Source organism: Arthrobacter sp. ES3-54, from assembly GCF_029504395.1.
GTDB lineage: Bacteria > Actinomycetota > Actinomycetes > Actinomycetales > Micrococcaceae > Arthrobacter.
On record NZ_JAQFIF010000002.1, the window covers coordinates 1 to 18,956 of the forward strand.

Below are 18,956 nucleotides of genomic sequence, written 5' to 3' on the forward strand. Positions count from 1 at the left end.
GGCCCACCCTCAACCTCGAAACCCCAGCCAGCCGGCTGAACCAGCTGCTGCACGCAGCCTAATCCCCGGCGTTGCTCCCACCAGTTGACTTTGGGCGCTTCAGAGCAGCCCGATCTGATAGCGCAACGGGGAGGCGCGGCGCGGTTTAGGCCAGGCGGGTGATCTCCACGCTGACGGTGAGGGCCGAACCGCCGCCGCCGGACAGGATGCCCTTGAGCGGCGGCACGTCGCGGTAGTCGCGGCCCCGGGCCACAGTAACGTGGAAGTCCCCCGCCGGCTTGTGGTTGGTCGGGTCCCAGCTCCGCCATTCGCCGTCCCACCACTCGAGCCACGCATGGGATTGGCCGGCAACCGTCTCGCCGAGGTCCGCCGTCGAACGGGGGTGCAGGTAGCCGGAAACGTAGCGGGCCGGGATGCCGCAGCTGCGCAGTGAGCCGATGGCGAGGTGTGCCAGGTCCTGGCAGACGCCTTGGCGCTGGTTCCAGGCCTGCTCGGCGTTGGTGGTGACGCCGGTGGAGCCCTTCATATAGGTCATTTCGCCCCGCATCCAGGCAAAGACCGCCATGGCCGCCTCGTGCGGCGTTTTCCCCTCCACAACCCCGGGAATGATGGCGAGCACCTCGGAACCCGGCCTCGTCAGCTGGGACTGCGGAATCCAGTCACTGAACTGGTTGAGCGTCTCCGGGGCGGCCAGGACGTCCCAGCCGACGATGTCGGCTTCGGCCGCGATTTTCTCGACCCGGTGCACCTCAACGGTGGTGGTGGACAGGACTTCGAGGTGCTCGTGCGGCATCTGCATGTCGAAAGCCGTCACGCGCGTGCCCCAGTAGTCGCGGTAGCTGCTCATGGCCGCCTGCGAGGGCGAGACCTTCATGGAGGACTCCAGGACCACCTGCTGCGGGTCCGTCAGCGGGGTCATCCGGGCCTCGTTGTAGGACAGGGTGACGCGTTTGTTGTACTTGTAGGCCGTCTTGTGGACGATGTTCAGCCGGGTCATGAAACTTCTCCCACCCAGGCCAGCTCGTCTGCCTGATTGAAGTACTTACGGGAAATGGCGTCCGAGGCCTGCGAAACCGCCTTTTGCACACGCTCCATGTGCTCCGGCAGCTCCGACATGAGGTCATCGGTGCGGTGGAACTCCAGGAAGGTGCGGGCCTGGCCGACAATCCGGCGGGCGTCGTTGATGAAGCCGACGCGCTGGGCCGAGGGGTCGAGCATCGCCAGGCACTCGTCGGCGTCGCGCAGGGCGTAGACGATGGACCGCGGGAACAGCCGGTCCAGGAGCAGGAATTCGGCCGCGTGCTGGTCCCCGAACGCCGCCCGGCGGGTCCGCAGGAACGATTCGTACGCGCCGGCGCAGCGGAGCATGTTCACCCAGGACATGCCGGCCGAGAGGACATCGCGGGTGGAGAGCATGCGCGCGGTCATGTCGGCCCGCTCCAGCGACCGGCCCAGGACCAGGAACTGCCAGCTCTCATCGTGGCTGACAGTGGTGTCGGCCAGACCACTGACCATGGCGGTGCGCTCCAAGACCCAGTTGCAGAAGCGGTAGGTGCCCACCACGTCCTTGCGGTGCTGGTTCAGCCCGTAGTAGGTCGTGTTCAGGCTCTCCCAGAGTCCGGAGGAGACGGTCTCGCGGGCGCGGCGGGCGTTTTCCCGGGCCGCGCCGAGGGAGCCGGCAATGGACGTGGCGCTCTGCTTGTCGTAGGCGAGGGCGTTGAGCAGTTCGGGCAGGCCGAAATCCTCATTCTGTGTACGGGCACCCATGACGGCGAGGAGTTCCTGCGCCACGCTGCGCTGTTCCTCCATGGGCAGATGGTTGAGCCGCTCAAGGTGGACGTCGAGGATCCGGGCGGTGCCGTCGGCCCGTTCCACGTAGCGGCCGATCCAAAACAGTGACTCGGCAATACGGCTAAGCATTCGCGGTTACCTCCTGCGCGTCAGAAATCTGCTGCTGCTGCTGCTCTTTTTGGCTGTCGCGCCAGTTGCTCTCCACCGGCCAGACCGAAACCCGCTCGCGGACCGCGATGGTGGGCCGCGGGATCACCTCGACGGGAACCTGCGGGGAATCGGCCAGGACCCAGGTGTCCTTCGAGCCGCCGCCCTGGCTGGAATTGACGATCAGCGAGCCCTCCTTGAGCGCCACACGGGTCAGCCCGCCGGGGAGAACCCAGACGTCCTCGCCGTCGTTGACGGCGAACGGGCGCAGGTCCACGTGCCGGGGGCCGAACTTGTCGCCGCTGAGCGTGGGGACGGTGGACAGCTGCAGCACCGGTTGCGCGATCCAGCCGCGGGGATCGGCGACGACGCGCTTGCGCAGCGCCTCAAGTTCGTCCCTGGACGCGTCCGGGCCGATCACCAGGCCCTTGCCGCCGGAACCGTCGACGGGCTTCACCACGAGCTCGGCCAGGTTGTCCAGGACGTATTCCCGGGCTTCCTTCTCTTCCAGCCGGAAGGTGTCCACGTTGGCGATCACGGGCTCTTCGTTCAGGTAGTACCGGATGAGGTCCGGCACGTAGCTGTAGACCAGCTTGTCGTCGGCGACGCCGTTGCCCACGGCATTGGCGATCGTGACGCCGCCGGCGCGGGCAGCGTTGACCAGGCCGGGGCAGCCGAGCATGGAGTCTGCACGGAACTGCAACGGGTCCAGGAATTCATCGTCGATCCGTTTGTAGATGACGTCCACGCGCTGCTCGCCTGCCGTGGTGCGCATGTAGACCCGGTTGCCGCGGCAGATGAGGTCGCGGCCCTCGACGAGTTCGACACCCATCAGGCCGGCGAGCAGGGTGTGCTCGAAGTAGGCGCTGTTGAACACGCCGGGGGTCAGGACCACCACGGTGGGATCGTCGACGCCGGACGGCGCCGTCTTCCGCAGGGCCGACAGGAGCCGGCGGGGATACTCCTCCACCGGGCGGATGAGCTGCTGGCCGAAGGCCTCGGGCAGGCCCTTGGCCATGGCCCGGCGGTTCTCGAGGACGTAGCTGACACCGGAGGGCACGCGCACGTTGTCCTCCAGGACGCGGAAGGTGCCCGCGGCGTCGCGGACGACGTCGATCCCGGAAATGTGAACGCGGACGCCGCCGGCCGGCTCAAAGCCGTGCACCTGGCGGTGGAAATGCGCGCTGGTCGTGACGAGCTGGCGCGGGATGACGCCGTCGGACACCACCGTCATCTTGTCGTAGACGTCATTGAGGAAGGCTTCCAGGGCACGGACGCGCTGGGCCACACCGCGTTCCAGCACGCTCCACTCATCGGCGGGGATCACCCGGGGAACGATGTCGAGGGGGAAGGGCCGCTCCTCACCCGCGAAGTCGAACGTCACGCCCCGGTCCAGGAAGGTCCGCGCCATGGAATCGGCACGCGCGCTGACGTCAGCCAACGACAGTTCACGCAGGGCCACCGCCACCTGCCCGTAGGACTTCCGGGCTTCCTGGCCGGGGGCAAACATCTCGTCGTAGGCGCCGCTTCGGCCGGCGGCCACGGAGTAATCCTGGAATAGGTCAGACATGGTCACTAGCCAACCACCTTTTCGTTACGAAATCATTTCGACAGCCCGCGGCACGGCGGTCGGTGCCGGCCGCGCAGTCCGGGGCCGACTGCCGGGACGGCCGCGGTTACGGTTTTTCCGGCCGGTACGGCAATGTAGGGGCGTGCCCCCCAAGAGATCTGCGGCCGCGGCCGCACCCGGCCTGATCGGCGCCGCAGTTGCCGTCGCCGCCGCCGTCGCCGTCCATCTTCTGCTCCCGGCTCTGCCGGCGATGACCCTGGCCGTCCTCCTCGGGCTCCTGGCCGCAAACCTGCCCGGCGTAGCGGGGTGGACCGCAGGGCCGGCGCGTCCCGGGCTCGACTTCGCCGGCAAGCACCTCATGCGGGCCGGGATCGTGGTGCTGGGCCTGAAGGTCAGCCTCGGCGATGTGCTGGGCCTGGGCTGGGCGGCGCTGCTGCTCGTGACGGCCGTGGTGCTGGCCGCCTTCGCTGGCACGTACGGCATCAGCAGGCTCTTCCGGCTTCCTCCCCGCGTAGCGCTGCTGGTGGCCACCGGATTCGCCATCTGCGGGGCCTCCGCGATCGGGGCGATGGCCGCCGTACGCAGAATCCGGCAGGAGGAAACCGTGCTGCCCGTGGCGCTCGTGACCCTGTGCGGAACGCTGGCGATCGGGGTGCTCCCCCTGCTCGCGCGGCCGCTGGGCCTGGGCCCGGAGCTCTTCGGGGCGTGGACCGGCGCCTCGGTGCACGACGTCGGTCAGGTGGTCGCCACCGCCCAGACCGCGGGCGCCGCGGCCCTGGCCGTCGCCGTCGTCGTCAAACTCACCCGGGTGATCCTGCTGGCGCCGATGGTCGCCGCCGCGGGGTTCCACCACCGGCTGGGCACCGCAGCCGACGGAGCCAAGCGCCCGCCGGTGATCCCCCTGTTCGTCATCGGATTCGTGGCCCTGGCGGGCCTGCGCACCACCGGGTGGCTCTCCCCCGCAATCCTGGACGCGGCCGCCGCCCTCCAGGACGCGCTGCTGGGCATGGCGTTGTTCGGGCTGGGCTCCGCCGTCCGCGTAGGGCAGCTGCTGCACACCGGTGCACGCGCCCTGCTGGCCGCGCTGGCGTCCTGGCTGTTGATCGCCCTGCTGGGCCTGGCGGCCGCCTGCCTGATGTTCCCGCCGGCGTGATCCCGCGCACACGCTCCCGTGATTAGATAGCTGGGTGTCAAACCAGAATCTGCGCCGCGACGAGGCCGCGGCCCGTGCCGCCCTCATCACCACACACAGCTACGATGTCTCCCTCGACGTCCGGCAGGCCGCCGACCCGAACATCGCCGGCTACACAAGCCGCAGCGTCATCTCCTTCTCGGCCGGCGAACCCGGGGCATCGACCTTCGTGGATTTCATCGCGGACAGCGTGCACAGCGTCTTCCTCAACGGCAAGGGCCTCCCAGTAGCCGACGTCGTGGACGGTTCCCGGATCCGGCTCGAGAACCTGCAGCCGGAGAACCAGGTCACCATCACCGGCACAGCGCTCTACAGCACGTCCGGTGAGGGCATGCACCGCTTCGTCGATCCCGCGGACGGGCAGTGCTACCTCTACACGCAGTACGAACCCGCCGACGCCCGCCGGGTATTCGCGAACTTTGAGCAACCCGACCTGAAGGCCGAGTTCACCTTCCACGTCATGGCCCCCTCCGACTGGCAGGTGTCCTCCAACGGCGTCGAGGTGCTGCGCACCCAGCTAACGTCCGATCCCGCCACGAGCCGCTGGGACTTCGCCCCCACCAAGGCGATGTCCACCTACATCACCACCGTCCTGGCCGGACCGTACTTCAAGGCCGAGGACGCCTGGAGCGGCACACTGGGCGATGGTACGGTCCTGGACGTGCCGCTGGCGCTATACTGCCGCGCCTCCATGGCCGCGTCCTTCGACGCCGAAGCGCTGTTCAGCCTCACCAAGAACGGGCTGTCCTACTTCAATGAACTCTTTGATTTCCCCTACCCGTGGGGCAAATACGAACAGGCGTTCGTGCCCGAGTACAACCTCGGCGCCATGGAAAACCCGGGCCTGGTGACCTTCACCGAAAGCTACGTCTTCACCTCCCGGGCCGCCGATTCGCAATACCAGGCCCGGGCCAACACGCTCCTGCACGAGATGGCGCATATGTGGTTCGGCGATCTCGTCACTATGAAGTGGTGGGATGATTTGTGGCTCAAGGAATCGTTCGCCGACTACATGGGCACCCTCGGGGTGGACCGGACCACGGACTGGGACACGGCCTGGGTGAACTTCGCCAACAACCGCAAGGCATGGGCTTACGTCCAGGACCAGCTGCCCACCACGCACCCCATCGTTGCCGACATCCCGGACCTGGAAGCCGCGAAGCAGAACTTCGACGGCATCACCTACGCCAAGGGCGCCTCGGTGCTCAAGCAGCTCGTGGCCTACGTCGGGTTCGATGCCTTCATTGCGGGTTCCCGCCAGTACTTCCGGGACCACGCCTACGGCAACACCACCCTCGCCGAGCTGCTGGCGGCACTCAGCGCGGCATCCGGTCGGGACCTCGGCGAATGGGCCCGCCAATGGCTCCAGACCTCCGGCATCTCCACCCTCTCCTGTGAGATCACCGGGCACGAGGACGCGCTCAGCGCCGTCGTCGTCCTGCAGGACGCCGTGGATCCCGCCACCGGCAGGCAGGAGCCGCGGCCGCACCGGCTGCGGATTGGCCTCTACGACTTGGACGACGCCGGCGCACTGGTCCGTACGGACAGCGTCGAGACCGATGTCAGCGGCGCCCGGACCGACGTGACCGACCTGGCCGGCAAACGACGGCCTGCCCTGCTGCTGGTCAACGACGACGATCTCAGCTACGCCAAGGTCCGGCTCGACCCGCATTCCGAGGCCACAGTGCGCGGCTCCCTGGACAAGCTGAACGATCCCATGGCGCGGGCGCTGTGCTGGACGGCGCTGTGGGATTCGGCCCGCGACGCCGTCACCCCGGCTTCCCGCTACGTCGACGCCGTCCAGCGCTTCGGGCCGGCTGAACCGGGCATCGGCGTCCTGCTCAACGTGCTGGGCAACGCCTCGACGGCGGTCGAACGCTACGTACCCCGGGGCCAGCGGGACGCCGTGCGCCGCGGCTTCCTGACCACGGCCGCCGAACAGCTGCAGGCGGCAGCGCCGGGCTCCGATCAGCAGCTGGCCTGGGCTCGAACCCTGGCTGCGACCAGCCGCTACGACGCCAGCCGCCTGGACCTGCTCCGGGGCATCCTGGACGGCAGCACCGTGATCGATGGCCTCGCCGTGGACGCAGAACTGCGCTGGAATCTCTGGCACGGACTGGCAGCCAACGGCCAGGCCACACCGGAGCAGCTGGACCAGGAGCTTGCCCGGGACAACACGGCGGCCGGCAAGTCCGGGCATGCCACGGCCCTGGCCGCCCGCCCCGAGGCGTCCGTCAAGGCCGCAGCGTGGGAGGCCGCCGTCCACGGCACGGGACTGTCCAACCAGCTCCTGAGCGCCACCATCGCCGGGTTCAACACCGGTGCGGCCTCGCTGCTGGCCGGGTTCATCGACCCGTACTTCGAATCCCTCGAGCAGATCTGGGCGGACCGGAGCATCGAGATCGCCAGCCGGATTGTCCGCGGCTTCTATCCTGCCGGACAGGACCTGGACGGCCACGGCGGAACACCCGAGACCCACGCCGTGATTGTCCGCACCGACCACTGGCTGGCTGACCACCCCGACGCGCCCCGCGCCCTGCGCCGGATCATCATCGAACAGCGCAGCCACCTGCACCGTTCCCTCAAGGCGCAGGCGCTGACGGCACCGGCCCTCGGCGCTTAAGCGGCCTGGGTTTAAGCGGCCGGGCCGGGTGCCCGGGTTGTTAGGGAACTCGGGCGGTTAGGGAACCCGGTGCAGCCACTCGGCGGTGCCGAACTTGGACTCCACCCGGCGCCGGGCGGCCTCAAGCTCGGCGTCGGTGAGGACGGACGGCGTCGCGTCGTAGCGTTCAGCGAAGACGTCCATCATGGCTGCGACGATCTCGGCCCGGGTCATGCCGGTCTGGCGGCGGAGCGGATCCACGCGCTTCTTGGCGCTCGTGGTGCCCTTGTCGGACAGCTTCTCCTTGCCGATGCGCAGCACCTCGACCATCTTCTCGGCGTCGATGTCGTAGCTCATGGTGACGTGGTGGAGCATCCCTCCGTTGGCCAGCCGCTTCTGCGCCGCCCCGCCGATCTTGCCGTGCTCCGTGGCGATGTCATTGAGCGGCACATAGAAGGCGCTGATGCCGACTTTTTCCAGGGCCGCCATCACCCAGGCGTCCAGGAAACGGTAGGAGTCCGCGAAGCTGATGCCGTCCACGAGGGTCTGCGGCAGGTAGAGCGAGTAGGTGATGCAGTTCCCGGCCTCCATGAACATCGCTCCCCCGCCGCTGATCCGCCGGACCACGCTGATGCCGTGGCGGGCCACCCCCTCGGGGTGGAGTTCGTTGCGGACGGACTGGAAGCTGCCGATCACCACGGACGGCTCCTCCCAGTCCCAGAACCGCAGGGTGGGATTGCGCCGGCCGGCGCCGACTTCCTCGGTCAGGACCTCATCCAGGGCGACGTTGACGTGGGTGGGCAGGACGGACGGGGCGATGATGTTCCAGTGGTGGTCCGCCCAGCCGGTAGCCTTCGCGAGGGCGCGGCGGACGGTGACGGCGACGGCGTCGGCGGAAAAGCCGAACAGCACGGTGCCTTCGGGCAGGGCCGCCGTCACGGCGTCCGCGATGTCGGCGGCGCCGGCGTCGACGGGCAGCCCGGTGAGGGCCCGGTTGATCTCCGGCAGCGCCTCGTCCGGTTCCAGGAAGAAGTCCCCGCTCAGCGAGACGTTGGCCAGTACGCCGTCCACGACGTCGAAATCGGCGACCACGAGTTTGCCACCCGGGACCTTGTACTCGCCGTGGTGACGGCCGCCGTCGTCGTCAGTGCTGGAAGCGGCGGCCACGGGATGGGATGTCATGACATCCATCCTGCCGCATGCATCTGGGAACCCGCGAAACCGCGAACCCGATATCCCCCGCAAACCGGAACGGCAGCAGAGACGCAGAAAGCCCGCACCGTTGCCGGTGCGGGCTTTCCATCAGACCTTGGGGAAGAAGGTTACTTCTTGCCGCCGAAGCCCTTGAAGCGAGCGTTGAAGCGCTCGACGCGGCCTGCGGAGTCCATGATGCGCTGCTTGCCCGTGTAGAACGGGTGCGACTCAGAGGAGATTTCGACGTCGATGACCGGGTAGGTGTTGCCGTCTTCCCACTCGATGGTCTTCTTGGAAGACACGGTGGACTTGGTCAGGAACTTGACGCCGGAAGCCAGGTCGTTGAAAACAACAGCTTCGTACTTCGGGTGAGTATTAGACTTCATAATTGGACCTTTGTTCGCACAACTGGATTTTGCCAGTTGCCAGGTATGAATGGGATGGCCGGCGGAAATCACCGGACGGCCAGCTATCAATGATAGCCGATAGCCGGACCACTGACGAACACCATTGGCGCACGTTAGCGCGGCGCAACCGTCATTCGAATCAGTTTGCCTGGTCCTTTGGGCGGAGCTCCCAGAACGCCACCGCCGACGCCGCGGCGACGTTGAGCGAATCGACGCCCGGGCGCATCGGGATCTTCACGGCGAGGTCGACGGCGGACAGGGTCCCGGCGCTCATGCCGGCGCCTTCGGTGCCCAGCACCAGGGCCAGCCGCTCCGGGCGGCGGGCCGCGAGCACGTCGAGGTCCACCGCGTCATCCGTGAGCTCCATGGCCGCCACGGTGAAGCCTTGTTCCTGAAGCGCGGCCAGGCCACCGGCCCAGTCGTCCAGCCGGGCCCACGGCACCTGGAACACTGTCCCCATGCTGACCCGCACGCTGCGGCGGTAGAGCGGATCCCCGCAGCGCGGCGAGACCAGGACGGCGTCCACGCCCAGGGCCGCGGCCGAGCGGAATATGGCGCCGACGTTCGTGTGGTCCACGATGTCCTCGAGCACGGCAACCCGGCGGGCGCCGGCGAGCAGATCCGCCAGCGGCACGGGGGCGGGCCGGTGCATGGCGGCCATGGCGCCGCGGTGCAGGTGGAAGCCGGTGATTTCCTCCAGCAGCGCCGCGGAGCCGATATAGGCCGGCACGTCCGGGTATTGCTCAAAGACATCCGCCAGGTCCTCGGCCCACTTCTCGGCAAGGAAGAAGGACCGCGGCCGGTGCCCCGCGGCCAGCGCCCGGCGCAGGACACGGGAGGATTCTGCGATGTAGAGGCCCTCGGCGGGTTCCCGGACTTTGCGCAGGTGCACGTCAGTGAGCTGCGTGTAGTCGGAAACCCGCGGGTCGTCGGCGGATTCGAGATAGTGGAAGGTCACGGGCAGATCATTTCAGCTGGTTTATTTCAAGGTGGCTATTTGAACAGGTTGGCGATCATGAATCCCAGTGCCACCAGGCCCAGGGCGAAGATGACCCCGCGCAGGACCGGCGGGGAGAGCCGGCGCCCCACCTTGGAGCCGATCACGCCGCCGATCAGGGAGCTCACGGCGATCAGTCCGACCACGCCCCAGTCGATCCGGTCGAAGGCGAAGAGAAGGTAGGAGCAAGCCGCGACCACGTTCACGCCCAGGACCAGGAAGTTCTTCATCGCGTTGGCGTTCTGGATGGTCCCGGTCATGAACACGCCCAGGATGCCAACTAGCAGGATGCCCTGGGCCGCGACGAAGTAGCCGCCATAGACGCCGGCCAGGTACACAAGCGCCACCAGCAGGACACTGTGGCGGCGGTCCCGGATGGCGTGCTCAGGGTTTTCCTCGCGGTTCTTCACCCACCGCTGGAGCCGCGGCTGGAAGACCACCATCAGCAGGGCCAGCACGATCAGGACGGGGGCGGCGTAGTAGAAGACCTGCTCGGGCAGGTGGAGCAGCAGGTAGGCGCCGGTGACGGCGCCCAGCAGCGAGGCGGGCAGGAGCCGGAGCAGCTGCTTGCCGCGGCCCTCGAGCTCCTTCCGGTAGCCCCAGGCGCCGGTGGCGTTGCCGGCCACGAGTCCCATGGCGTTGCTGATGGAGGCCGTGACCGGGGCGTAGCCCAGGGCGATCAGCACCGGGAACGTGACCAGGGTGCCGGACCCGACGACGCTGTTGATGGTTCCCGCCCACAGCCCGGCGAAGAAAATGAAGGCGCTATTGAGGAACTCCACGCGGGGTCAGCGGACCCGTCAGCGGCTGGCGGTCGCGGTGTACCGGCCGGCGTTGACGGTGACGTCCAGCGGCAGGCCGAACGTTTCGCTCAGGTTTCCGGCGGTGAGGACCTCCGGCAGCGGACCGGAGGCCACTACACCGCCGTCGCGCATGAGCATCGCGTGCGTGAAGCCCGGCGGCACTTCTTCGAGGTGGTGGGTGACCAGGACGATCGCCGGGGCGGCGGCGTCGCTAGCAAGTTCGCTCAGGCGCTGGACCAGGTCCTCGCGCCCGCCGAGATCGAGCCCGGCGGCCGGTTCGTCCAGGAGCAGGAGCTCAGGATCGGTCATGAGGGCGCGGGCGATCTGGACGCGCTTGCGCTCCCCTTCGGAGAGCGAGGCGAAGGGGCGGTTGAGCAGCGGGCCCATCCCCCACTCGTTCAGCAGCCCAAAGGCGCGCCGCTCGTCGTTCTTCTCGTAGCCTTCGCGCCAGCGGCCGGTCACGCCGTAGGCGGCGGTGACCACCACGTTGAGGACCTTCTCGTGTTCAGGGATCTGGCTGGCCAGGGCAGCCGAGGACAGGCCGATCCGGGGCCGGAGCTCGAAGACGTCGACGGCGCCGAGGACTTCCTCGAGGATGCCCGCCATTCCGGACGTCGGGTGGATCCGGGCCGCGGCCAGCTGGAGGAGTGTGGTCTTGCCGGCGCCGTTGGGTCCCAGGATCACCCAGCGTTCGCCCTCCTTGACCTGCCAGTCCACCTTGTCCAGGAGGGTTTTAGCCCCACGTACAACGCTGACGCCGGCCATTTCAAGAACATCACTCATAGGAGTAGACACTAGGACAAAAAAGCGGACGACTGATAACCGGCGCCGCGGGCTGCCGTGCAGCGTCACGCGGCGCCGGCCCGGGCGCAACGAATTCGGGCCGTCCAGCGCCTGCTCGCTAGGATTGAGGCCATGAGTTCGAACATGACCGCAGTGAGCTACGGCCTGAAACTGTCCCTTCCCGAGATCCAGCGGCTGCGTTCGCTCCTGACGGCTGCGGGGCTCAGTGTCGGTGCCGAAACCCGCGCCGGCGACGGGCGCTTCGAGGTGTATGCGGCGGACTGCGCGCTGGAGGCCCCAGAGGGCGGCGGGCCCGGCGCCATGACGGAAGCCCGGCTGGACGGGCCGCGCCGGGCGCTGGCGGCCGCCGGTATCGACGGCGTGGACACGGCGCTGGTTCCCACAGCGCTGCGCACCGCGCCGCGAAAGTTCCTGATCATGGACGTGGACTCCACGCTCATCCAGCAGGAAGTGATCGAGCTCCTGGCCGCCTACGCCGGCAAGCGCGAGGAAGTGACGGCCGTGACAGAGGCGGCCATGCGCGGCGAGTTGGACTTCGCCCAGAGCCTGCACGCCCGGGTGGCGGTGCTCGCCGGACTGCCGGCGGACGTCGTCGAGCGGGTCCGCGCCGAGGTCAGGCTGACCGAGGGCGCCGCCGAACTCGTGGCGGCATTCCAGGCCGCCGGCCATGCCGTGGCCGTGGTGTCCGGCGGGTTCAACCAGATCCTCCGGCCGATCGCCGAGGACCTGGGGCTGCACTACTGGATCGCCAATGAACTCGAAATCGTCGACGGCGCGCTGACCGGCAAAGTGCTCGGCGACGTCATCGACCGGGCGGCCAAGGAGAAGTACCTGCGCGAGTGGGCCGCCGCCGAGGGCATCCCCATGGAACACACCATTGCCGTGGGAGACGGCGCCAACGACCTCGACATGCTGGGCGCCGCCGGGATCGGCATCGCCTTCAACGCCAAGCCGGCCGTACGTGCCGCCGCGGACGCCGCCGTCAATCTTCCCTATCTCGACGCCGTGCGGTACATCGCGGGGGTCTGATGCGTTAAGCGCGAGAAGGCACGTCGCGGCAATGTTTAGTCAAAACATTGCCGAGACGTGCCTTTTCGGAGCTTCTGGTGGCCTGAGCTCCTAGCTGGAGCTCTTGTCTGCTGTCTTATCTGCGGTCTTATCGAAGTAGTCGGCGCCGCCGACGTATTCGGTGTGGCCGGTCTCGACGTCGGCCGTGGCCATCTTGGCGACCTCCGCGGCAAACTCCTTGACCGAGTACAGTTTGCCCGCCTCGGCGCGGCGGGCCTCGATGGCGCCGGGGTTGGACCGGTCAAGCAGGGTGGCCGTGACGGTGCCCTCGATCATGTCGCCGGAGACAACCACGAGCGAGATCCCCTTGTCAGCCAGGGCCGGGACGAGTGCGCGGAGTGCGTCCTCACCGGCACGCTTGCTGCGGGCCACGGGCTCGTAGTCCGGCATGGTGGGAACCGTGTCGATGAAGTGGGCCTGGTGGCTGGTCACGAAGACCACGCGCGAGCCTGCGGGCATGAGCGCCACGGCGGCGTTGAGCATGTTCACCTGGGCGTCACGGTTCAGCTTCAGTGCGTAGCCCTCTTCCATCCCGGTCTCCATGCCGCCGGAGGCGTTGAGGACCAGAAGGTCGAGCGAGCCGAAGTTCTCCATGGCGGCGCTGGCGAGGGCCTGGACGCCTTCCTGGGTGGTCAGGTCCGCCCCGACGGCCGCGGCACGGCCGCCGTCGGCCTCGATCTCCGCGACCACCTTGTTGGCGCGCGGCGCCTTCTGGCGGTAGTTCACGACGACGGCCGCACCTTCGGCGGCCAGGATCTTGGCGACTTCGGCGCCAATTCCGCGCGACGAACCGGTCACGATGGCAGTCTTATTTTCCAGCAGTCCCATACGAGCTCCTTTGTTCCAAACGTCCAAACACTGTGGGTCTGCCATCCATCATGCCAGCGGATCGCGGCATTACAGTTGTTCAGCATCCACAAAGAAGCCCCGGCGGTGTAGTTCCCGACGTGTCAGGCCCGCAACGCCGGCGGTTGGGTCAGCTGCGGTCAATCCGGATTTTCTTCGACGTTTCCCCCGTCACGACCTCGGGAGCCGGCGCACGGACTTCCAGGACACCGTCCTTGTACGTGGCGGTGATGTCTTCTTCCTTCGCCCCCGCGGGCAGGGCAATGCTGCGGGCGGACCGGCCGTATCGGAACTCCGAGCGGTACCCGGCCTTGCTCTTGTGCTCGGACGTTTCCTGCCGCTCCACCGCGATATGGAGCATGCCCTCGCTGACCGAGACGTCGACGTCCTGGTCGGGGTCGATCCCAGGCACTTCCGCCCGAACCACCAGGGTGTTGCCCTCTTGGAACTGTTCGATCTTGATCCCTGGCGCGATGGACAGATCACCGTCAAGGAAGCGGCGAACCGGTTCCAGCATGTCCGAGGGCGTCCACTTGCTGAGATCACTCATGATTTTCCTCCTGGGTCCACGCCCCTGCCGTGGCATGGTCGGGGGCTGTGAGCCCATTACACGCTCCCGGCGCCCCAGCGCCAAGGGCAAAAAGGCCCAGCACAGCGGACTGCGGACGACGGCGGACACCGCAGTCGTCCGCCGCATCCGCGTCCGGTCTCCGCGGGGCTGCGCGAGCCTAGTGGCCCATTCCGAGGCCGCCGTCGACCGGAATGACGGCACCCGAAATGTAGGACGCCTCGTCGCTGGCGATCCAGCGAACAACGTTGGCGACCTCGGAGGCCTCTGCGAAGCGGCCGGCGGGCACCTTGGTCAGGTAGTCCTTCTGCGTGGCCTCGGGCAGCTCGGCCGTCATGTCCGTGTTGATGAAGCCGGGCGCAACCACGTTCGCGGTGATCCCGCGCGCGCCGAGCTCGCGGGTGAGGGACCGGGCGATGCCCACCAGGCCAGCCTTTGAGGCGGAGTAGTTGATCTGGCCCGGCGCGCCGTACAGGCCGGAAACGGAGGAAATGAGCACCACGCGGCCCTTGCGCGCCCGGATCATGCCCTTGGACGCGCGCTTGATCACCCGGAAGGCGCCCGTGAGGTTCGTGTCGATCACCGAGGTGAAGTCGTCCTCGCTCATGCGCATCAGCAGGGTGTCCTTGGTGATGCCGGCGTTGGCCACGAGTACTTCCACAGGACCGTGGGCGGCTTCGACTTCCGCGAACGCAGCGTCCACCGAAGCTTCGTCGGTGACGTCTGCTTTGACGCCGAGGATGCCCTCGGGCAGCGACGATTCGCTGCGGAAGGTCACCGCCACCTTGTCGCCGTTGGCCAGGAACGACTCGGCAATGGCCAGGCCGATTCCCCGGTTTCCGCCGGTAATCAGAACGCTGCGGCCGGTGGTGGGTGTGTCAGACATATGGGGCTCCGGGTTCTGCGGCAGGGAAGGCCGCGCTGGGGGCTGGATTTTTCCTGCCTCCGATCTTAGCGCCCGGTTCGCATCCGTTTGGGCGGCTCCGCCGATGGTGAGAGAATTGGAGTAAGCCTTGGGAGCGTGATCTGACAGCCGTGACACTCAAAAACCGACCCGGTGCGCATGTGCCCGGGAGGCCGGACGCCGAGTCCGGCGGTACCGAGGTACACAGCATCACAGACGCCGCCGCCGCGCACTCAGACGAGATACGCGAACGGATGATCAAATACGCCGTCGCCATGGGCATCCGCATGGTCTGCCTGATCCTGATCTTTGTCGTGGATGGCTGGTTCAAGCTCATCCCGGTGCTTGGGGCCGTCTTCCTGCCTTGGGTTGCGGTGGTGATCGCCAACGGCAGCGACAGGGCGGAAATCCATAGTGAGTCCCTCCTGGACTATGCTCCGCTCGCAGAGCTGGACGCCGCACCCGCGGGCCCGGCCGAGCAGTACCCGGCCGACGACGGAGACGGCTCGGAGACTATGCTGCAGGGCGAGCTGATCGATGATGAGAACGACGACGACGACCACGGACGGGCAGCTTCATGAACCTCTTTGACTTGGCCGGAACCGGCGGCGACCCCGCCGCGTCCCCCGGCACCGTCTGCTCCCGGAAGGCCTGCCGCACGGCAGCGGAATGGCAGCTGCTGTGGAACAACCCCAAGATTCATACCCCGGAGCGGCGCAAGATCTGGCTAGCATGCGGTGAGCACCGCGCCTGGCTTGAGGACTACCTCCAGACGCGCGGACTGTGGAAAGAGACTGTGGCCCTCGGCGCAGAGACCGCCCCCCTCTCCGCAGAGACCTCACCCCTCGACCCGTCAGGCAGGATCGGCTGAATGTACCGCTTTCTCTTCTCCAGTAAATGGCTGGGGTACTTGTTGCTGGCCGCGATCTTCGCTGCGGGCTGCGTCGGACTGGGCCGGTGGCAGATGGACCGTCGCGCCGAAACCCTGGCGGAAATCAACCGGGTGGTCTCCAACTACTCGGCCGACCCCGTGCCGTTCGCCGATGTCCGGGACCAGTTCAGCCGGCTGAACCCGGAGCGGGAGTGGACCCAGGTTGAACTCAAGGGCAGCTACGACATCGCCGGCCAGCGCGTCGTCCGCAACCGCCCGCTCAACGGCCAGCCCGGCTACGAGGTGGTGGTGCCGTTCAAGCTTGAGTCCGGCGAAACCGTGGTGATTGACCGCGGCTGGCTGCCCATCGGCAACAACACCCCGGGCCGGCCCGACTCAGTGCCTGCGCCGCCCCAGGGTCCGGCGACAGTGGTTGCCCGCCTCAAGCCGGCCGAGCCCGCGCTGCAGCGCGGCGCCCCTGACGGCCAGCTGGCCTCGATCGATCTGGCCGGCTATTCCGCGCAGCTGGGCTATCCGTTGCTCACGGGCGCCTACGGACAACTGGCCTCGGAGTCTCCGGCGGTGCAGGACATGCCGTTCCCGTTCCCCAAGCCGTCCACCGATGAAGGCACCCACCTTTCCTACTCCCTGCAGTGGTTCGCGTTCGGCGTGCTGATGTTCGTCGGGTTCGGCTACGCCGCCCGGCAGCAGGCCCGCAACGCCGCGATTGACGCGGAGGACGCAGAGGCAGAGGCCGCCGACGGCGTGTTCCTGCACTCCAGCGGCCCGGCCGTGCGGCGCCGTCCCGCTCCGCGCAAGCGCAAGAACGCGACGGCGGAAGAAGAGGAAGACGCCATCCTCGACGCCCAGGGGTTCTGAGCGGTGCACCCTGACGCCATTCCCGGACCGGTGGCGAACGTCAAGCGTGCCCTCACCGCCCTGGGCGCCCCGGACACCGTGACCGTGTTCGATTCAAAAGTCCCGACGGCGGCCGCCGCGGCCGCCACGTTGGGCTGCGACGTCGCGGCAATCACCAACAGCCTCGTGTTCGACCTTGGGGGCACTCCGTTGCTGATCCTGGCCAGCGGCGCGGCGAAAGTGGACGTCCACAAGGTCGCCGAGCAACTGGGCACGGGCAAGATCCGCCGCGCCTCCCCCGAGTTCGTCCTGGAACACACCGGCCAGGAGGTAGGCGGCGTCGCCCCGGTCGGCCACCCGGAGAAGATCCGGACCCTGTTGGACGAGTCCCTGTCAGTCCACCGCGTGCTCTGGGCGGGGGCAGGCGATCACAACTCGATGTTCTCCATCAGCTACGAGGACCTGCACAGGATCACGGGCGCGGAAGAACTACAGGTACGTTAGCCAGGGGCGACATGACCGCTAGCGGAGCGACGCGTTTCATTTGTGTAGCGTGCGTCTAAGCGAGGAACGAGCGAGCACGCGGCAAATCGAGCGCGGTGCAAAGCGGAAGGCGAGCCCGGGCCCAGCCTACGCCAGCGTGATCAGGTCCAGGTAGTCTTCGTTCCAGTGGTCCTCGATGCCGTCGGGCAGCAGGACGACGCGCTCCGGGTTGAGCGCCTCGACGGCGCCCTCATCGTGGCTCACGAGGACGACGGCGCCGGTGTAGTTGCTCAGGGCCCCGAGGATCTCGGCGCGGCTGGCAGGGTCGAGGTTGTTGGTGGGCTCATCGAGGAGCAGCACGTTCGCACTCGAGGCCACGATGGTGGCCAGCGCCAGTCGGGTCTTTTCGCCGCCGGAGAGCACACCGGCGGGCTTGTCGACGTCGTCACCGGAGAACAGGAACGAGCCCAGAATGTTGCGGACTTCCGCGTCGTTCATGTCCGGGGCGGACGAGCGCATGTTCTGCAGGACGGTGCGGTCCACGTCGAGCGTCTCGTGCTCCTGGGCGTAGTAGCCCACTTTCAGGCCGTGTCCCGCCACGACTTCGCCGGTGTCCGGTGTGTCGACGCCAGCGAGCATGCGCAGGAGGGTGGTCTTGCCGGCACCGTTGAGGCCCAGGATGACCACCTTGGAGCCGCGGTCGATCGCGAGGTCGACGTCGGTGAAGATCTCCAGCGAGCCGTAAGACTTGCTGAGGCCATCCGCGGTGAGCGGGGTCTTGCCGCAGGGTGACGGATCCGGGAAGCGGAGGGCTGCCACGCGGTCGGTCGCGCGCACGGCTTCGAGGCCGCCCAGCAGACGCTCGGCCCGCTTGGCCATGTTCTGCGCGGCGACGGCCTTGGTGGCCTTGGCGCGCATCTTGTTGGCCTGGTCGAAGAGGACCTGGGCCTTCTTCTCCGCGTTGGCGCGCTCACGCTTGCGGGCGCGCTCGTCCGTTTCGCGCTGGGTGAGGTAGCGCTTCCAGTCCATGTTGTAGAAGTCGATCTGGGCGCGGTTGGGATCGAGGAGGAAGACCTTGTTGACAGTTGCTTCCAGCAGTTCGGTGTCGTGGCTGATCACAATCAGCCCGCCCTGGTGGTTCTTGAGGAACTCACGGAGCCAGGAGATGGAGTCCGCGTCGAGGTGGTTAGTGGGCTCATCAAGGAGCATGGTTTCGGCATCCGAGTACAGGATGCGCGCGAGCTCTACGCGGCGGCGCTGCCCGCCGGACAGGGTCTTGAGCGGCTGGTTCAGCAGGCGGTCCGGCAGAGCGAGGTTCGAGCAGATCGCTGCCGCCTCGGCTTCGGCCGCATAGCCGCCGGCGGCCAGGAATTCCGATTCCAGCCGGTCATAGCGGTTCATCGCCTTGCGCTGGACCGCGGCGTCCTCGCTGGCCATCTCTTCGTGGGCCAGGCGCAGCTTGCCTACGGCGATGTCCAGGCCGCGGACGGACAGGATCCGGTCCCGCGCGAGCTGCTCCATGTCCGGGGTGCGCGGATCCTGCGGCAGGTAGCCGATTTCGCCGGTGCGAGTTACCTTGCCCGCGGCGGGCAGACCCTCGCCCGCCAGCACCCGGGTCAGCGTTGTCTTGCCTGCACCGTTGCGGCCGACCAGACCGATCTTGTCTCCCTTGTCGATCCGGAAGCTCACCTGGTCCATGAGGAGGCGGGCGCCGGCGCGCAGTTCGAGATCCTGGACGGTAATCAATGCAGCTAAGGCCTTTCACAACAGGGAATGCCGCGGCGCAACGGGTGGAGTCTGGGCGGAGCCGGGGCAGGGCGGTGCGAGAGCACGGCCTTTACAAGTCTACCG

The 18,956-nt window shown here is 67.6% G+C and carries 19 protein-coding genes; 7 read left to right on the forward strand and 12 right to left on the reverse strand.

Annotated elements, in window-relative coordinates:
• Positions 1–145 precede the first annotated feature (145 nt).
• The 3 genes from M2428_RS03090 to M2428_RS03100 are packed head-to-tail and all read right to left on the reverse strand — an operon-like array spanning position 146 to position 3,508.
• Positions 146–997 (reverse strand): transglutaminase family protein, encoded by an 852-nt coding sequence (locus M2428_RS03090; RefSeq protein ID WP_277523611.1) that lies wholly within the window; start codon positions 995–997, stop codon positions 146–148.
• Entirely contained in the window at positions 994–1,920 is a 927-nt protein-coding gene (locus M2428_RS03095) for an alpha-E domain-containing protein (protein WP_277523613.1), read from the reverse strand. Before M2428_RS03095 ends, M2428_RS03090 begins: the two co-directional genes overlap by 4 nt.
• Positions 1,913–3,508 (reverse strand): circularly permuted type 2 ATP-grasp protein, encoded by a 1,596-nt coding sequence (locus M2428_RS03100; RefSeq protein WP_277523614.1) that lies wholly within the window; start codon positions 3,506–3,508, stop codon positions 1,913–1,915. Before M2428_RS03100 ends, M2428_RS03095 begins: the two co-directional genes overlap by 8 nt.
• A gap of 142 nt (positions 3,509–3,650) precedes the next feature.
• Between M2428_RS03100 and M2428_RS03105 the strand changes: the two genes are divergently transcribed.
• Together M2428_RS03105 and pepN are read left to right on the forward strand one after the other, a co-directional pair.
• Positions 3,651–4,661 (forward strand): putative sulfate exporter family transporter, encoded by a 1,011-nt coding sequence (locus M2428_RS03105; RefSeq protein WP_277523616.1) that lies wholly within the window; start codon positions 3,651–3,653, stop codon positions 4,659–4,661.
• A gap of 34 nt (positions 4,662–4,695) precedes the next feature.
• A complete protein-coding gene (pepN, locus tag M2428_RS03110; RefSeq protein WP_277523618.1) occupies positions 4,696–7,323 on the forward strand; it encodes an aminopeptidase N in 2,628 nt (875 codons plus the stop codon).
• Between the two features lie 57 nt (positions 7,324–7,380).
• On the opposite strand, the gene M2428_RS03115 is transcribed toward pepN, so the two are convergent.
• The 5 genes from M2428_RS03115 to M2428_RS03135 all read right to left on the reverse strand — a co-directional run bounded on the left by M2428_RS03115 (position 7,381) and on the right by M2428_RS03135 (position 11,486).
• Entirely contained in the window at positions 7,381–8,484 is a 1,104-nt protein-coding gene (locus M2428_RS03115) for a biotin/lipoate A/B protein ligase family protein (RefSeq protein ID WP_277523621.1), read from the reverse strand.
• Between the two features lie 140 nt (positions 8,485–8,624).
• A complete protein-coding gene (locus M2428_RS03120) occupies positions 8,625–8,882 on the reverse strand; it encodes a type B 50S ribosomal protein L31 (protein WP_011691973.1) in 258 nt (85 codons plus the stop codon).
• A gap of 160 nt (positions 8,883–9,042) precedes the next feature.
• On the reverse strand, positions 9,043–9,861 hold the full coding sequence (locus tag M2428_RS03125) for an RNA methyltransferase (RefSeq protein ID WP_277523638.1): 819 nt from the start codon (positions 9,859–9,861) through the stop codon (positions 9,043–9,045).
• A 35-nt stretch (positions 9,862–9,896) separates the two neighbouring features.
• Complete coding sequence (locus M2428_RS03130; protein ID WP_277523639.1) at positions 9,897–10,682, reverse strand: sulfite exporter TauE/SafE family protein; 786 nt, start codon at positions 10,680–10,682, stop codon at positions 9,897–9,899.
• Positions 10,683–10,700: 18 nt separating this feature from the next.
• On the reverse strand, positions 10,701–11,486 hold the full coding sequence (locus tag M2428_RS03135; RefSeq protein WP_277523641.1) for an ABC transporter ATP-binding protein: 786 nt from the start codon (positions 11,484–11,486) through the stop codon (positions 10,701–10,703).
• A 132-nt stretch (positions 11,487–11,618) separates the two neighbouring features.
• Between M2428_RS03135 and serB the strand changes: the two genes are divergently transcribed.
• Positions 11,619–12,536, forward strand: coding sequence for a phosphoserine phosphatase SerB (serB, locus tag M2428_RS03140; protein ID WP_277523643.1), 918 nt, complete (start codon positions 11,619–11,621; stop codon positions 12,534–12,536).
• A gap of 90 nt (positions 12,537–12,626) precedes the next feature.
• Here serB and M2428_RS03145 read toward each other — a convergent pair whose 3' ends face one another.
• The 3 genes from M2428_RS03145 to M2428_RS03155 form a co-directional block, all read right to left on the reverse strand.
• A complete protein-coding gene (locus tag M2428_RS03145; RefSeq protein ID WP_277523645.1) occupies positions 12,627–13,403 on the reverse strand; it encodes an SDR family oxidoreductase in 777 nt (258 codons plus the stop codon).
• A 148-nt stretch (positions 13,404–13,551) separates the two neighbouring features.
• The gene (locus M2428_RS03150) at positions 13,552–13,971 is read right to left on the reverse strand and encodes an Hsp20/alpha crystallin family protein (RefSeq protein ID WP_277523647.1); all 420 of its coding nucleotides are present in this window, start codon (positions 13,969–13,971) and stop codon (positions 13,552–13,554) included.
• Positions 13,972–14,149: 178 nt separating this feature from the next.
• On the reverse strand, positions 14,150–14,875 hold the full coding sequence (locus tag M2428_RS03155; protein ID WP_277523649.1) for a beta-ketoacyl-ACP reductase: 726 nt from the start codon (positions 14,873–14,875) through the stop codon (positions 14,150–14,152).
• A gap of 149 nt (positions 14,876–15,024) precedes the next feature.
• Between M2428_RS03155 and M2428_RS03160 the strand changes: the two genes are divergently transcribed.
• From M2428_RS03160 to M2428_RS03175, 4 genes are read left to right on the forward strand one after another with little or no spacing between them, the layout of a single operon-like run.
• Complete coding sequence (locus M2428_RS03160) at positions 15,025–15,474, forward strand: DUF3099 domain-containing protein (protein ID WP_277523651.1); 450 nt, start codon at positions 15,025–15,027, stop codon at positions 15,472–15,474.
• On the forward strand, positions 15,471–15,764 hold the full coding sequence (locus M2428_RS03165) for a hypothetical protein (protein WP_277523654.1): 294 nt from the start codon (positions 15,471–15,473) through the stop codon (positions 15,762–15,764). Before M2428_RS03160 ends, M2428_RS03165 begins: the two co-directional genes overlap by 4 nt.
• Positions 15,765–16,643, forward strand: coding sequence for an SURF1 family protein (locus tag M2428_RS03170; protein ID WP_277523656.1), 879 nt, complete (start codon positions 15,765–15,767; stop codon positions 16,641–16,643).
• A 3-nt stretch (positions 16,644–16,646) separates the two neighbouring features.
• Entirely contained in the window at positions 16,647–17,126 is a 480-nt protein-coding gene (locus M2428_RS03175; RefSeq protein WP_277523658.1) for a YbaK/EbsC family protein, read from the forward strand.
• A 126-nt stretch (positions 17,127–17,252) separates the two neighbouring features.
• Here M2428_RS03175 and M2428_RS03180 read toward each other — a convergent pair whose 3' ends face one another.
• Positions 17,253–18,851, reverse strand: a complete 1,599-nt coding sequence (locus M2428_RS03180; RefSeq protein ID WP_277523660.1) for an ABC-F family ATP-binding cassette domain-containing protein — start codon at positions 18,849–18,851, stop codon at positions 17,253–17,255.
• Positions 18,852–18,956 lie beyond the last annotated feature (105 nt).